We start from the raw sequence: 15,958 nt of genomic DNA, 5'->3' as shown, positions 1-15,958 counted from the left end.
CAACTGCCCCGTGATCTCCTTGTTCAGCGTCGCTCGCGCGGCGCGCCCTTTCGATGAGGCATGCCATGACCACTACGAATTCAACTCCCGCCACACTCAACGTGCGTCAACAGCTCTTCATCGACGGCGCGTGGCAAGCGGGTGAGGCCGCATCCTTCACCAAGACCGACCCCGTCTCCCACGCACGTCTGTGGCAGGGCGCCGCTGCCACTGCCGAGCAGGTCGAGCAGGCCGTCGCGGCAGCGCGTCAGGCATTCCCGGCCTGGGCGCGCCTGGGCTTCGAGGCGCGTCTGGCGGTGGTGGAGCGCTTCCGCGATCAGCTGGAGCAGCACCGCGAAGCGCTGGCGGTCAGCATCGCCAGCGAAACCGGCAAGCCGCTGTGGGAGGCGCGCACCGAGGTCGGCGCGATGATCGGCAAGATCGCGATCTCGGTGAAGGCCTATCACGAGCGTACCGGCGAGCGCGCCAAGGATGTCGCGGGCACCCAGGCAGTCCTGCGCCACCGTCCGCACGGCGTGATGGCTGTCTTCGGCCCCTACAACTTCCCGGGGCATCTGCCCAATGGCCACATGGTACCGGCGCTGCTGGCGGGCAATGCCTGCGTGTTCAAGCCCTCCGAGCTGACCCCGGCCACCGCCGATCTCACCCTGCAGTGCTGGGAGGCCGCGGGCCTGCCGGCCGGCGTGATCAATCTGGTGCAGGGCGCGGCGGAAGTCGGCCAGGCCCTGTCCCAGTCCGAGGGCATCGATGGGCTGCTGTTCACCGGCAGTGCCAAGGTCGGCAAGCTGCTGCACCGTCAGTTCGCCGGTCAGGTCGGCAAGCTGCTGGCGCTGGAGCTGGGTGGCAACAACCCGCTGGTGGTGCGCGATGTGCAGGATGAAGCCGCCGCGGTGCTGGCGATCATCCAGTCGGCCTTCGCCTCGGGCGGTCAGCGCTGTACCTGTGCGCGACGCCTGATCGTGCCGCAGGGCGAGGTCGGCGATCGTCTGATCGAGACACTGGCCACGGCACTGCGTGAGCTGCGGGTGGCGGGGCAGTTCGCGCAGGACGCCCCCTTCTATGGCGGCCTGGCAAGCGTCGCCGCGGCCGAGGGGCTGCTCAAGGCGCAGGACGATCTCGAAGCGCTGGGCGGCAACGTCATCGTGCGCATGCAGCAGGTGGAAGAGGGCACCAGTCTGCTCAGCCCGGCGCTGATCGATGTCACCGGCCTTGCGCTCGAGGACGAGGAGTTCTTCGGTCCGTTGCTCAAGATCCATCGCTACGCCGATTGGGACGACGCCATCGCGCTGGCCAATGACACCCGCTACGGCCTCTCGGCCGGGCTGATCGGTGGCGATCGCGCTGACTGGGACGACTTCCTGCTGCGCATTCGCGCGGGCATCGTCAACTGGAACCGCCAGACCACCGGCGCCTCCGGCGATGCGCCCTTCGGTGGTATCGGTGACAGCGGCAACCATCGTCCCAGCGCCTATTACGCCGCCGACTATGTCAGCTATCCGGTCGCCTCGATGGAAGCCGAGGAGCTGGCGCTGCCCGCGAACCTGCCGGCCGGTATCCGTCTGTAAGGCCGTCCGTACGGGCACCGCTGCCGCTTACCCATTGTTGACCACGACGCCCGCCGTGCCTGTTTGCTGAGCTGGCAAGGCGTCGTGGCAGGAGACATTCATGTCCGACACCCTGTATCAAGAGATCAATTTCGATGGCCTGGTCGGCCCGACCCACAACTACGCCGGCCTGGCGCATGGCAACGTGGCTTCGATGCGCCACGGCGGCCTGGCCTCCAACCCGCGCGAAGCCGCGCTGCAGGGCCTCGACAAGATGAAGTCGCTGGCGGATCTGGGTTATGCACAGGGGATTCTACTGCCGCAGCAGCGCCCGGACCTCGGCGCACTGCGTGATTTAGGCTTCACCGGCAGCAACGCCCAGGTGTTGAAGGCGGCCAGCGAGCAGGCACCGCAGCTTCTGCGCGCGGTGTGTTCCGCCTCCAGCATGTGGACGGCCAACGCCGCCACCGTCACGCCGTCGCGCGACAGCGGTGATGGCCGCGTGCATTTCACGCCGGCCAACCTGCAATCCAGCTTCCACCGCTACCTGGAGCCCGCGACCACCGGGCGCATCCTGGGCGCCATCTTCGCCGACGATGGCCACTTCGCGCATCACCCCGCGCTGCCCGCGACGCCGGCCTTCTCCGATGAGGGCGCCGCCAACCATACGCGGCTGTGCGATGGCCACGGCGGGCCGGGCGTGCACCTCTACGTCTATGGCCGCCAAGCCTTCGGCGGTGACGGCGTCGAACCGCGTCGCTATCCGGCGCGCCAGACGCTGGAAGCCAGTCAGGCCGTCGCGCGTCAGCATGGTCTGAGCGAAGAGCAGGTGGTGTTCGCCCAGCAGCACCCGGACGCCATCGATGCCGGCGTCTTCCACAACGATGTGATCGCGGTGGGCAATGGCCCGGTGCTGTTCTATCACGAGCTGGCCTTCCGCGATGAAGAGGCGGTGCTTGACGAGATTCGCGCCAAGCTGTCCACGCCGCTGATCCCGATCCGCGTGCCGTTGGAAGCCGTCAGCCTCGAGGATGCCGTCTCCTCCTATCTGTTCAATTCTCAGCTGCTCTCCAACGACGATGGCAGCATGACGCTGGTGGTGCCGGGTGAGTGCCAGGAGAACGAGGCGGTATGGAACGCACTGCAGAACGCGATTCTGGCCGGCCCTAACCCGATCGGCGAAGTACTGGTCAAGGACGTGAAGCAGAGCATGCGCAATGGCGGTGGCCCGGCCTGTCTGCGTCTGCGCGTGGTGCTCAGCGACGCCGAGCGCGCCGCGCTGTCCGGACGCGTGATGATGAGCGATACGCTGCACGCCGAGCTGGGTGACTGGGTCAAGCGTCACTACCGTGACAGCCTGACACCGGCAGACCTCGCCGATCCGCAGCTGGCCGAGGAGACACTGTCGGCACTGGATGAGCTGACGCGGCTGCTGAAGGTCGGCAATGTCTACGCCTTCCAGCGCTGATCGCCCCCGCTGAAGCCCTGAACGACACAGCCCCCATCGGTCTCGCCGGTGGGGGCTGTGTCGTTGTGGATAGGTGATCTGAAGTCTGAGATGTGAGCGGCGGATCCCGTGATGCGACTCAGGCCAGTTGTGGCTGGATCACGCGCGTGGGATCGCGGCGCACCGGCCAATGCACGATGGCGGCCAGCAGACCGAAGATGCCGCTGGAGATCCACAGCAGATCGTAGCTGCCGGTCAGCTGATAGACCACACCACCGCCCCAGGCCCCCAGGAAGGCACCGACCTGATGGGCGGCCAGCACCATGCCGAACACGAAGGCCTGACGCTTCTGGCCGAAGTAGAGCGCGACGGCCTGACTGGTCAGCGGCACCGTCGACAGCCACAGAATGCCCATGATCGCGCCGAAGGCGTAGAGCAGCATGCTGCTGGGTGGGATGACCACCATCGCCATCACCAGCGCGGCGCGGCACAGATAGATCAGCATCAACAGCTGCGGCGGGTGACGGCGGCCGCCCCAGGCGCCGAACAGGATGGTACCCGCGATATTGAGCGCGCCGATGATCGCCAGCGTATTGCCGGCCACGTTCAGGGGCAGGCCACAGGCGACCACGAAATTGGGCAGGTGGGTGGCGATGAAGGCGACGTGCACGCCGCAGACGAAGAAGCCGCCGGCGAGCGCCAAGAAGCGCCGGTCCTGCAGCAGCGGGCCCTGGCTCGGGATATCCTCCGCTGGTGCCTCACTGCCGGCCGGCGGGCGACGCAGCAAGGGCAGGGCCATGGGAATCAGCAGCAGACAGCTGGCGCCGAGAGCCAGCATGGCGATCTTCCAGTCGATCAGCACCAGCATCGGGGTCGCGACCGAGTAGATCAGCTGTCCGAAGGAGCCGCCGGCCGAGGCGATGCCCAGCCCGATGCCACGATGCTGGAGGGGGACCACGCGCGTGACGGCAGCCAGCACCAGCGGGAAGGTGGTCGCACCGATGCCGATGCCGGCCAGCACGCCGGCGCCCAGCATCCACACCGTCGGGGTCGGCCAGAGGGCGGTGACGCCCATGCCGACCGCATAGCACAGGCTACCGACGAGGAAGACGCTGAGCGTGCCGAAGCGGTCCGACAGCTTGCTGGCGATGGGCGCGGCCAGTCCGAAGACCAGATTCTGGATGGCGAGCGCGAATGACAGACTCCCCATGCCCCAGGTGAGTTCGCTGGCCATCGGTGGCAGCATGAAGCCCATGGCCTGCCGCGCGCCGGTATTGATGGCGAGAATCAGCGCTGCCAACGCGATCGCTGCCTTCCAGTTCAGTTGCATGTCTGGCCCACCCCTGTCGTTACCATTGTGCTGCGGACTCCACTGCCTGTGGGCGGAAGATCACCTTGAGACCTTGGTCTCTATATTCCACTTTATTCTCATGGATGGGCGCATCCCGAATACGTCAACGACGGTAGCAGAAGCGACAGCGCAGTCGTTGCTTGTCACGTACGGTCGTGCCGCGGTCGTGGCGCGGACGTCGCCGACCCCGCCACCTCAGGAGGTAGTGATGCATATCGGTCTGCTGCAATGCGATGACGTCAATCCGGCCCTCATCGATCGGCACGGCAACTACCCCGCCATGTTCGAGGCCCTGCTCACTAGCAGCGACCCGGATATCCGGCTCAGCGTCTGGCGCTGCCTGGATGGCGAATTTCCCGAGCAGCTGGATGCCTGCGATGGCTGGCTGATCACCGGGTCAAGGCATGGCGTCAATGATGGGCTCGCCTGGATCACGACACTGTGTGAGTTCGTCCGGCGCGTGCATGCGGCAAAGCTGCCGCTGGTCGGTGTCTGCTTCGGCCATCAGGTGATCGCCAGGGCCTTGGGGGGCGAGGTGGAGAAACATGCGCGCGGCTGGGGTGTCGGCCTGTCGTTCAATCGTGTCCGTGCGCAACGCCCCTGGATGCAACCGCCGCAAGCAGGGCTGGATCTCATCGTCAGCCATCAGGATCAGGTCAGTGTCCTGCCTGCCGATGCCCGGGTGCTGGCGGACAGCGCCTTCTGCGCCTTCTATCTGATCGAGGTGGGCAGCTGCCTCGGGGTGCAGGGGCATCCCGAGTTCAGCCCCGCCTACTCACGTGACCTGATGAGGTTGCGTCGCGAACAGATCGGCGAACATCGGGTGCGTGAGGGCGAAGCCTCTCTGAGTGTCACGCCAGACAGCACCGTGATGACGCAATGGATGCTGGCCTTCATTCGCCACTGGCGTTGAGGCCTGACCAGCGCAGGACGCTTTTTTCACGCCTCGTCAGCAACGGGCAGCAGCCATCAGGCGTCGGCAGGGACTGTCAGCTATCAGGCGCCGCCAGGCATCGGTGACGAATCGTGCCCGGCTTGCGTGGAATCCACTGCCGATCGCACCCCGCGAAACGCTATACTGTCATGCATGTCACATGCGCTGTTTACCATGGCAGGTGTCATACCCCGGTCTGGTGACATGCCGCGGTCTGGTGACACTACACTGTTTCCCGTTTGGCACCATGGTGCTGAGTCGTGACCTGTAGAATTTCGCCATTCGGGGTATGCCAATCGCGCAGCCTGCCCGACATGCAACGTGCCGTTCGCCCCCTGACACCGGACACACGCAGCGTCAGTCTACTGACGCCATGTCGAGTCATGCCGTCGCGCCGCTCTGTATCCCAGCTCTGTATCTCAATCCTGTCCCTGCTTCATGCTCCTGAGGAGAAGCCCCTTGGCCAACTTCACTCTGAACGGCAAGGCCGTCAGTCTCGAGGTCGATCCGCAAACCCCGCTGTTATGGGTGCTGCGTGAGCACCTGGGTCTGACCGGCACCAAGTTCGGTTGCGGCATCGCCCAGTGCGGCGCCTGTACCGTGCACCTGAACGGCACAGCGGCGCGTACCTGTGTCCTGCCGGTTCTGGCCGCCGAAGGTGGTGACATCGTCACCATCGAGGGGCTGGCCGAGAACGATGACCACCCGCTGCAGCAGGCCTGGGTCGAGGAGCAGGTGCCGCAGTGCGGTTACTGCCAGTCCGGCCAGATCATGCAGGCCGCCGACTTCCTCAAGAACACGCCCGACCCCACCGATGAGCAGGTCACCGCCGCCATGGCCGGCAACCTGTGTCGCTGCATGGCCTACGTGCGCATCCATCGCGCAGTGAAGCGTGCCGCCACCATCGCCAATGAGCGTGCCACCAGCCAGCTGAGCGGTCAGCAGACCGACGCCACGGCCGCGACTGCCGGCGTCGGTACCTTCGATCCGCGTGCCACGGCAGGCACCGTATCCCATTCTGCTGTCGAGGAGACGTCTCATGGCAAGGTTTGATGACAAGCTGGCCGCGCATCAGCGCGAGCTTGCTGCCGCGCACAAGACTTCCTCGAGCCGCGGCGGTATCACGCGGCGTGGCTTCCTGATCGGCAGTGTGGCGGGTTCCACCATGCTGGCCTTCGGCGTGTCCGGCGCGGCGCTGGCCGCCGGGTCAGACGGCAAGGGCTCGGCCAGCGAGACGCTGTCCGCCGGGGCCTTCGAGCCGACCATGTGGTACGCCATCGCCACGGATGGCACCGTCACCGTGCATATCACCAAGTCCGAGATGGGCCAGCACGTCGCCACCAGCCTCGCGCGTCTGGTGGTCGAGGAGCTTGAGGCCGACTGGGACAGCGTCAAGGTCGATTACGTCGACAGCGCCCCCAAGTGGGGCTACATGATCACCGGCGGCAGCTGGTCGGTTCACCAGAGCTACCAGCCGCTGTCACAGGCCGGCGCGGCGGGACGTATCGCGCTGATCGAGGCGGGCGCTCAGCAGATGGGCGTGGCGGTCGAGAGCTGCAAGGCGCGCAAGGGTCGCGTCATCAGTGGCGATCAGTCGCTGAGCTATGGCGAGATCGTCGCGGCGGGGCTGGAGCGCAGCTTCTCCGAGGAGGAACTTGCGGCCATCGAGCTCAAGCCGGCCTCCGAGCGTCGCGTGCTGGGTACCAGGGGCAACGCGCTGGACGTGCCGCCCAAGACCAACGGTCAGGCCGTCTACGGCATCGACTACACCCTGCCGGCAGATATCGAGGCGCGTGTCGGCAAGACATTGCATGCGCGTCCGGTGATGCCGCCGAGCCGCTTCGGCTGCAAGGTCACTGCCGTCGATGACAGCGAAGCCCGCAAGGTCATCGGCTATCGCCAGACCATCGAGCTCAAGGACCCGTCCGGTATCTGCCAGGGCTGGCTTGCGGTCATCACCGACAACTTCTCGGCGGCCATGCGCGCCACCGACCTGCTCAAGGTCGAGTGGAGCAAGGGCGACAGCTATCAGATCGACGAGACGGCGATCCAGGCCGAGGGCCAGCGTCTGGTCAGCTCGCCGAGCCGCGACAATGGCTCGCTGCTGGTGGATCAGGGCGACCCTGCGCCGCTGCTCGAGAATGCCACCACCACGGTGGAATCCACCTTCACCACCTCAAGCGTGCTGCACTTCACGCTGGAACCGGCCAATGCGCTGGCTTACGAAGAAGATGGCCACTGGCACATCCACTGCGGCAACCAGCAGCAGTCCCTGCTGACCTCACTGGTCACCAAGGCGCTGGAGCTCGAGGAAGGCAAGGTCACCCATCACCAGCTGTATCTGGGCGGTGGTTTCGGGCGTCGTCTGCACGGTGACTACGCCGTGCCGGCAGCGCTGGCCTCCAAGGCCGTGGGGCGTCCGGTGAAGATGATCTTCACGCGCCCGGATGACAGCCGCTTCGATTGCGTGCGTTCGCCCTCGGTGCAGCGTCTGCGTTCCGGTCTCGATGCCGAGGGTCGCGTGGTGGCCTCCGAGCACGCCGCCGCCGCCGGCTGGCCGACGGCAGCCCTGATACCGGCTTTCCTTGCAGAGGCGGTCGAGGGCGGCGGCAAGCTGGACTCCTTCTCCATCAGCGGCGCGGACCACTGGTACAACGTCGGCACCCAGCGTGTCTGGGCGCAGCAGAACAAGGTCGCCCACGAGGCCTTCGTGCCCGGCTACCTGCGCTCCGTCGCACCGGGCTGGACGCTGTGGGCGGTCGAACAGCATATCGATGAGCTGGCACTGGCCGCCAGCCAGGACCCGGCTGAATTCCGTCTCGCACTGCTGGACGCCGAAGGCCGCAACGCCGGCAAGGCGCCGGTCAGCACCGGCGGCGCCGAGCGTCTGCGCAACGTGCTCAAGCGCGTGATGGAGAAGTCCGGCTGGAGTGAACGCGACAGCCTGCCGGCAGACACCGGCATGGGCGTGGCGCTGAGCTTCGGTCAGGAACGCAGCATGCCGACCTGGGTGGCCTGTGTGGCACGGGTCAAGGTCGATCGCGCCACGGGCGAGGTCAAGCTCGAGAAGCTGACCAGCGTGGTGGATGCCGGTACGCTGGCGCATCCGGATGGCGCCATGGCACAGCTGGAAGGCTCGCTCCTGTGGGGCGTCTCGATGGCGATGCACGAAGGCACCGAATACCGCGAGGGCGGCCCGGTGGCGCAGAATCTGGGCGCCTACCAGCCGCTGCGCATGCATCAGGTGCCGCAGATGGATCTCGAGTTCGTCGACAGCACCGAGATGCCGGTCGGTCTCGGCGAGCCGGGCACCACGGTGGTCGCACCGGCGATCGCCAACGCCATTCAGCATGCGGTCGGCGTGCGGCTGCGTGACCTGCCGATGCGTCCGGCGGCGCTCAAGGCCGCGCTCAGCGAGGCCTGATCCTCCCCGGTGAATGCCTCTGATACCCGCCACTCCGGCATGCCCGGGTGGCGGGTTTCGTGTCTTCAGACCGGGCGCAGGCTTCTGATATGAGAGATTATTGATGCAACACCTTGATCTTGAAGTGATCCATCAGGCGATCGACTGGCTGGCACCCGCAGATGGCGAGCCATCCGCGCGCCCGATCTGGCTGTGCACGGTGCTGGCCACCTTCGGCTCCTCGCCGCGTGAGCCGGGCACCTGGCTGGTGGCGCGCGCCGATGGGCAACATCGTGGTTCGCTGTCCGGCGGCTGTGTCGAGGAGGACTTTCTGGCGCGCCTGGCTGACGGGGAATTCACCGCGCCTGCCCAGGTGATCCGCTATGGCGAGGGCGGCCACCAGGGCGCGGGGATCGCCTTGCCCTGTGGCGGCATTCTGGACGTACTGGTCGAGCGCTTCACGGCCTGTGACGCGGACATCGCGCACCTCGAGGCGCTGCGTGCAGCACTCGAGGGCCAGACGCCGCGTCTGCGCCAGGTGATGCTGGAGGGGGATGGCGCGCGTACGCTTCAGCACGACAGCGGGCTGGGGGAGCGGGTCGAGCCACTCAAGGGCCATGAGGGTGAGGCATGCGGCTATCAGCTGCGGGTCGGGCCGGTGGCGCGTCTGCTGCTGGCGGGGCTCTCGCCGGTGGCGGAAGCCTGCGCAGCCTTCGCCGTCAGCCTCGGCTTCGAGGTGATCATCTGCGAGCCGCGCGAGGAAGTGCTGGCCGACTGGGATTCCCGCAAGGCGCCGCTCGAGGGCGTCAGCCTGCGCCGCGAGCTGCCGTCACGCTTCATCGCCGCCGGCGGCTGTCATGCCGCCACCGCCGTGGTCGCGCTGACCCACGACCCGCGTATCGATGACCTGGCGATGATCGAGGCGGTACGCCAGCCCGCGTTCTATATCGGGGTGATGGGCTCGCTGCGTACCTCAACGGCGCGCGCCGAGCGGCTGGCACGCAGCGGTGGGCTCAGCGCCGAGGAGATTGCGCGCATCGTGATGCCGATCGGGCTGAATCTGGGCAGCAAGACACCGGCCGAGATCGCGCTGGCGGTGATGGCCGATATCGTGCGCATCCGGCGTGGTCGCGCTCGCGAGAGTCTGTGAAGGCGCTTGGTGAAATCGTCAGGGAGGTCGCCCATGAATGAGTCGATCATTCTGGTCATGGCCGCGGGGCAGAGTCGCCGCTTCGGCAGTGACAAGCGTCAGGCGCGTCTGGCGGATGGCCAGACACTGCTGATGGCGACGCTTGCGCGGGTCATGTGCTGTGAGGTGGACTGGCGTCTGCTGCTGCGTGAGGACGATGATCCCGCCGCACTGCTGGGAGATGACTTCGCGCGTGAGCATGACGGGCGGATCTGGCGTGCGCCGCAGGCGGGCAACGGCCTCGGTGCCAGTCTCGGCGATGCCTTCCGTCAGCTCAGTGATGAGGCTGTATTGGCGCATGTGCAGGTGGCGGCGGTATGGCTGGCGGACATGGCGCAGGTCACGGCGCAGACCTTTCATGCCCTGCAGGCCGAGGCCCAGGCCGATGGCGTGCATATCGTGCGACCGAGGCTTGACGGCGAGGGCGGCCCCGGGCATCCGGTGCTGTTCGGGCGGGCGCTGTGGGCAGAGCTTGCGGCGCTTGAGGGCGGCGAGGGCGCGCGCGAGGTGATCGCGCGACATCGCGAGGCGCTGCGTGAGGTGGCAGTCGGCGATGCCGGTATTCATCACGACATCGACACGCCAGCGATGCTGAAGCTCAGAGGCTGAAACTGAAACTGCAAGAATTCACGTGCGCTGGAAACAGGCCCCTCCAGACAGCAAAAGGCCCCGTCACCTTGGAGTGACGGGGCCTTTTGCTGTCTGCCTATCGTGTTACAGCGTGCGCATATCCAGCAGCTTGATGCTCTGGATGCGCGGCTCGCCCCAGCTCAGGTCGAGCACCCACTCGGCGTCGAAATGCGTGTGCAATACGCTGCCATCGCGCATGGCGGCACGGTGTTCACCGCCCATGCGCAGGGTGGCGCTGTCGAGGCTGTTGCGCTGCGCACGCACCCAGCCGAGTGCATGGCCATTGACCAGCAGCTCGCTGCGACGCTGCTCCCAGTTGGCCAGGTACTCGCTGCCGGTCAGGGTTTCATCCAGCAGCTGGATGGAAGCCTCCTCGCCCAGCAGCTCCGCCAGTTCGATAGCAGGCGCCATGCGGTTGAGCATGGAGAACCAGCGGTGCGCGAAGTTTTCGAGTTCGGCCTCGAGGGCCAGATCATTGAAGGTATCGGCGTACATGGCACCTGCTCCCGAGTGGGTAAATATTGATGGGCATTATGCCGAGAGTCGTGAGCAGTAAACATGCCACGAACGGAATGGCAGTGTTGCCAACGGGGAGTCAATGCTTCAACGGTTGCTGAAGCCGCGACGCCCCGTGGCGTTTGCCTGTTCTCGATCTCTCAGGAGAGTGGTCGTATCAGTGGATAGCTCAGTGGTCGTATCAATGACTGTGGCGGCCTGACTCGGCATTGCTGTCCGGCGTGTCAGCGTCCTGATGCGCTTCACGTTTCTCGACCAGGCGGCGGATACCGACATAGAACAGCGGTGTCAGCAGCAGACCGAACACGGTGACGCCGATCATGCCGGAGAACACCGCCACGCCCATCGCCTGCCGCATCTCGCTGCCGGCACCGGTGGCCAGTACCAGCGGCACCACGCCCGCGGTGAAGGCTACCGACGTCATCAGGATGGGACGCAGACGCAGGCGACAGGCCGTCAGCACGGCGTCCAGACGACTCTGGCCAGCATGCTGCTGCTCACGAGCGAACTCGACCAGCAGGATCGCGTTCTTGCACGCCAGCGCCACCAGCACGATCAAGCCGATGCGCGTGAAGATGTTGTTGTCGCCCCCCGTCAGCCAGACACCGGCCAGCGCCGACAGCAGTGTCATCGGCACGATCAGGATGATCGCCAGCGGCAGCGACCAGCTCTCGTACTGGGCGGCCAGCACCAGGAACACCAGCAATACCACCAGCGGGAAGATGTAGATCATGGTGTTGCCGGCCAGCACCTGCTGGTAGGTCACCTCCGTCCACTCGTAGCCGATGCCCTGTGGCAGGTTGCCGGCCAGCACTTCCTCGATGGCGGCCTTGGCCTGATCACTGGAGACGCCCGGCGCCGGCGAGCCGTTGATGTCGGCGCTGACGAAGGTGTTGTAGTGCATCACGCGGTCCGGGCCGGTGGTCGGTGTCACCTTGACGAAGCTGCCCAGTGGAATCATGCGGCCGTTGTCGCTGCGCACCTTGAGATTGCGGATGTCATCCGGGTCGAGACGCGCCGACTGCTCGGCCTGGGCGCGCACCTGATAGGTACGCCCGAAGCGGTTGAAGTCATTGACGTACAGCGAGCCCATGTACACCTGCAGAGTCTCGAAGGCACGTTCCACCGGCACGCCCATGATCATCGCCTGCTCGCGATCCAGATCGATGTCGTACTGCGGCACCTGGATGCGGAAGCTGGAGTAGACACTGCTCAGACGCGGGTCAGCGTTGCCCTTGGCGGTGATGGTCTGCACGGCGGAGAACAGCTCATCGAAGCCCTTGTTGCCACGGTCCTGCAGCTGCAACTTGAAGCCACCCGTAGTGCCCAGGCCCAGAATCGGCGGCGGCGGGAAGACGGCGACGAAGGCCTCGTCGATCCCCGCGAATTTCTGGTTCAGCTGAGCGGCGATCGCCTGACCGGAAAGCTCGGGCGACTGTCGCTCATCGAAGTCCGCCAGGGTCGCGAACACGATGCCGGAGTTGGAGGCATTGACGAAGCCGTTCACGGAGAGCCCCGGGAAGGCCACGGTGTGCGCCACGCCCGGTGTGTCCAGCGCCAGTGCCTGCATCTCGTCGATGACCTCGGAGGTGCGGTCGAGGCTGGCGGCGTCCGGCAGCTGGGCCATCGCGACCAGGTACTGCTTATCCTGCCCGGGGATGAAGCCGCCGGGCACGCTGTCGAACAGCTTGCCGGTGGCACCGAGCAGGGCCAGATAGATAACGCCGACGATGACACCGAAGCGCAGGAGTTTCTTGATCAGGCCGGTATAGCCGTTGGCCATCGCATTGAAGGCACGGTTGAACGGTGCGAACAGCCAGCGACCGAACAGGCCGTCGATGACACGGGTCAGCCAGTCCGGCTTGCTGCCATGCGGCTTGAGCAGCAGGGCCGACAGCGCCGGTGACAGCGTCAGCGAGTTGAAGGCCGAGATCAGCGTCGAGATGGTGATGGTCAGCGCGAACTGCTTGTAGAACTGACCGCTCAGGCCGCTGATGAAGGCCGTCGGCACGAATACCGCCGTCAGCACCAGCGCGATGGCGATGATCGGGCCGGTCACCTCACGCATGGCGATCTGGGTGGCCTCGATGGGCGAGTGACCCAGCTCGATGTTGCGCTCGACATTCTCCACCACCACGATGGCGTCATCGACGACGATACCGATGGCGAGCACCAGCCCGAACAGTGACAGCGTATTGATCGACACGCCCATCAGCTGCATGACCGCAAACGTCCCGATCAGCGAGACCGGCACCGCGATCAACGGAATGATCGAGGCCCGCCAGGTCTGCAGGAACAGGATCACCACGATCACGACCAGCAGGATGGCCTCGAACAGGGTGTCGATGACCGCCTCGATGGAGCCACGCACGAAGACCGTCGGGTCGTAGACGATGTCGTAGCTGACGCCATCCGGGAAGGCCTCGGACATCTCGCTCATGCGCTCGCGCACGGAATCCGACAGCGCGATGGCATTCGAGCCGGGACGTTGGAAGATCGGCATCGCCACGGCGTCCTTGCCATCCAGCTGCGCGCGCAGCGAATAGTTGTCGGCGCCCAGTTCGACACGCGCCACATCCTTCAGGCGTGTCAGACGGCCGTCTTCATCGACACGGATGACGATGTTCTCGAATTCCTCGGCGCTCTCCAGGCGGCCCCGCACATTGAGCAGGCGCTGGAACTGGTTGTCGTCAGGCGAGGGCTGGGCACCGACGGAACCGGCGGCGACCTGCTGATTCTGGGCCCGCAGGGCACTGATGATGTCACCGGCAGACAGGCCCCGCGCCGCCACGGCGTCCGGGTCGAGCCACACGCGCATCGAGTACTCGCCGGCACCGAACAGCTGCACGTCGCCGACCCCCTCGAGACGGGCGAGATTGTCCTTCAGGTTCAGGCGCGCGTAGTTGGACAGCCACAGCTGATCATAGCGGCCATCCGGGGAGGTCAGGTGGACCACCATCGTCAGGTTGGGCGAGGCCTTCTCGGTGGTGATGCCGAGTTGCTGCACCTCCTGCGGCAGGCGTGGCGTGGCGCGGGCCACACGGTTCTGCACCTGCACCTGGGCCTTGTCCAGGTCAGTGCCCAGCGCGAAGGTCACCGTCAGGGTCAGGTTGCCGTCGGAGGTCGCCTGGGAGTCCATGTACAGCATGCCTTCGACGCCGGTGATTTCCTGCTCCAGCGGCGTGGCGACGGTGGCCCCGATGACTTCGGGATTGGCCCCCGGGTAGTTGGCGCGCACCACCACGGTGGGCGGCACGACTTCCGGATACTCGGAGATGGGCAGCTGGAACAGCGACAGCATCCCGGAGATGACGATCAGGATCGACAGCACCGCGGCGAAGACCGGGCGCTTGATGAAGAAGCTGGAGATATTCACGAACGGCCTCCGGCTGCCTGACGGTCAGCCTCGGCCAGTGTCGCGGCGTCCTGGTCGTTGTGCTGATCCAGCGGCTGGGCGGTCTGCTGCTGCAGGCGCGAGATACGCGCGGCGAGTGCCTTGAGGGCACCGTCATCAGGCATCTCGACCAGCTTGGGGGTGATCGGCATGCCCGGACCTGCCTTGGCAGGCCCCGCGGCCAGCACGCGGTCACCGGCGGCCAGGCCATCGGTGACGGCACGCAGCGGGCCGAAGCGCGGGCCGGTGGTGATGCCGCGGTAGGCGAGGGTGTTGTCCTCGGCGACCACCAGCACGAACTGACGGTCCAGATCGGTGCCGATGGCGCGTTCCGGAATCAGCACGGCATCACGGATCTCGGGCGAGGCGAGACGCAGGCGTGCAAAGGCGCCCGGACGCAGGGCGGCATCATCGGCGCTGAAGGTGGTGCCGATCCGCAGGGTGCCGGTATCGATATCGACGCTGTTGTCGATGAAATCGAGCTCACCGTGGAAGGGGAAATCCTGCTGACCGGCCAGCTGCAGTTCGACCGGCAGGTGGTCATCGGCGCTGACGTTCGCGAAGTCCTGGTTCCAGGTCAGCTCGCTGATGTCGATATAGGCGTCCAGCTGGCGGGTCTCGACCAGCGTGGTCAGCACGCTCTGGCCAGCCTGCACGGTGTTGCCACGCGTGATGCGCGCATTGGACAGGCGGCCATCGATCGGGGCGCGGATGGTGGCGTAGTCCAGATCCAGACGGGCACGCTCCAGCTGGGCGATGGCACCCTTGAGCTGTGCATTGAGGCCGGTGGCGGTTGTGCTGCGCGAATCGGCTTCCTCGCGCGAGATCAGGTTGCGCTTGACCAGACTGGCGGCGCGACCGGACTCGCTACGGGCATTGGCCAGCTCAGCCTTGATGCGTGCGACATCCGCTTCCAGACGCTGAACCTCGGCCTTGAAGGGGCGTTGATCAAGACGCACCAGCGGCGTGCCGGCGCTTACCTGACTGCCTTCGGTGAACAGCACTTCTTCGACTTCGCCGCTCACGCGTGGGCGCAGTTGCACGCGCTGGGGAGATTCCAGACGTGTGGTGTAGGTGTGCCAGGCCGCGACCGGCTGCGACTGGGCGGCGACGACTTCCATCGTCGGGGGAGTCTGTTGCGCGTTGCCGGTCTCTTCACTGTTGCCCTCGCTGCAGGCACTGAGCGCCAGAAGGCCACCAAGGGTCAGTAGCAGGGAAGAAGCGATACGAGGAAGGCGCGCCGGACGTAAGTTCAGTCTCGACATGAGAATTTTCCGTTGCAGGATAGTTGGCTCGGCATCCTAGAGAGCCGGCCTGCGACGGATAAGCCCCTTGGAGCACACCGCTTTGATTCTGAATATGCACCAATTGTGCAGATGGCGCGCTGGCTGCCTGCTGTGCTTGAGCAAGGGCTCAACGCAAAAGCCCCGCGGCGAATGCCAGCGGGGCTTGTTGACGTGCATGTCACTTGCGTCTGCTGCCGCTCGACTCACTGTGCAGGCATCTCGGCACAGGCATCACGGCATGGCTGGCATGCCGCTTGAAGCGAC

The 15,958-nt window shown here is 65.9% G+C and carries 11 protein-coding genes; 7 read left to right on the top strand and 4 right to left on the bottom strand.

Features of this window, described 5'->3' with window-relative positions; genetic code table 11:
- Positions 1–65 precede the first annotated feature (65 nt).
- On the top strand, positions 66–1,565 hold the full coding sequence (gene astD / locus U0O11_RS14490) for a succinylglutamate-semialdehyde dehydrogenase (RefSeq protein ID WP_279836837.1): 1,500 nt from the start codon (positions 66–68) through the stop codon (positions 1,563–1,565).
- A gap of 100 nt (positions 1,566–1,665) precedes the next feature.
- Positions 1,666–3,012, top strand: a complete 1,347-nt coding sequence (astB, locus tag U0O11_RS14485; protein ID WP_279836835.1) for an N-succinylarginine dihydrolase — start codon at positions 1,666–1,668, stop codon at positions 3,010–3,012.
- Positions 3,013–3,130: 118 nt separating this feature from the next.
- Here astB and U0O11_RS14480 read toward each other — a convergent pair whose 3' ends face one another.
- Positions 3,131–4,321 (bottom strand): MFS transporter, encoded by a 1,191-nt coding sequence (locus U0O11_RS14480; RefSeq protein WP_279836833.1) that lies wholly within the window; start codon positions 4,319–4,321, stop codon positions 3,131–3,133.
- 229 nt (positions 4,322–4,550) lie between these two features.
- Between U0O11_RS14480 and U0O11_RS14475 the strand changes: the two genes are divergently transcribed.
- The 5 genes from U0O11_RS14475 to U0O11_RS14455 all read left to right on the top strand — a co-directional run bounded on the left by U0O11_RS14475 (position 4,551) and on the right by U0O11_RS14455 (position 10,477).
- Positions 4,551–5,255 carry a glutamine amidotransferase-related protein gene (locus U0O11_RS14475; RefSeq protein ID WP_279836831.1) on the top strand — a complete coding sequence of 235 codons (705 nt, stop codon included), beginning with the start codon at positions 4,551–4,553 and terminating at the stop codon, positions 5,253–5,255.
- 480 nt (positions 5,256–5,735) lie between these two features.
- Entirely contained in the window at positions 5,736–6,329 is a 594-nt protein-coding gene (locus U0O11_RS14470; RefSeq protein WP_442872633.1) for a (2Fe-2S)-binding protein, read from the top strand.
- The gene (locus U0O11_RS14465) at positions 6,316–8,700 is read left to right on the top strand and encodes a xanthine dehydrogenase family protein molybdopterin-binding subunit (protein ID WP_279836830.1); all 2,385 of its coding nucleotides are present in this window, start codon (positions 6,316–6,318) and stop codon (positions 8,698–8,700) included. Before U0O11_RS14470 ends, U0O11_RS14465 begins: the two co-directional genes overlap by 14 nt.
- A 103-nt stretch (positions 8,701–8,803) precedes the next feature.
- Positions 8,804–9,829: an XdhC family protein gene (locus U0O11_RS14460; protein WP_279836828.1), complete on the top strand. Its 1,026-nt coding sequence runs from the start codon at positions 8,804–8,806 to the stop codon at positions 9,827–9,829.
- A gap of 33 nt (positions 9,830–9,862) precedes the next feature.
- Complete coding sequence (locus U0O11_RS14455; protein WP_279836826.1) at positions 9,863–10,477, top strand: nucleotidyltransferase family protein; 615 nt, start codon at positions 9,863–9,865, stop codon at positions 10,475–10,477.
- 105 nt (positions 10,478–10,582) lie between these two features.
- On the opposite strand, the gene U0O11_RS14450 is transcribed toward U0O11_RS14455, so the two are convergent.
- The 3 genes from U0O11_RS14450 to U0O11_RS14440 all read right to left on the bottom strand — a co-directional run bounded on the left by U0O11_RS14450 (position 10,583) and on the right by U0O11_RS14440 (position 15,673).
- A complete protein-coding gene (locus U0O11_RS14450) occupies positions 10,583–10,993 on the bottom strand; it encodes a hypothetical protein (RefSeq protein WP_054555691.1) in 411 nt (136 codons plus the stop codon).
- 202 nt (positions 10,994–11,195) lie between these two features.
- Complete coding sequence (locus U0O11_RS14445; protein ID WP_279836825.1) at positions 11,196–14,390, bottom strand: efflux RND transporter permease subunit; 3,195 nt, start codon at positions 14,388–14,390, stop codon at positions 11,196–11,198.
- Positions 14,387–15,673 carry an efflux RND transporter periplasmic adaptor subunit gene (locus U0O11_RS14440; RefSeq protein ID WP_279836823.1) on the bottom strand — a complete coding sequence of 429 codons (1,287 nt, stop codon included), beginning with the start codon at positions 15,671–15,673 and terminating at the stop codon, positions 14,387–14,389. The genes U0O11_RS14445 and U0O11_RS14440 overlap by 4 nt, the downstream gene beginning before the upstream one ends.
- Positions 15,674–15,958: the final 285 nt, after the last annotated feature.

This window comes from Cobetia sp. D5 (assembly GCF_035666195.1).
Taxonomy (GTDB): domain Bacteria; phylum Pseudomonadota; class Gammaproteobacteria; order Pseudomonadales; family Halomonadaceae; genus Cobetia; species Cobetia amphilecti.
This window is presented reverse-complemented; position numbering and strand designations above follow the sequence as displayed.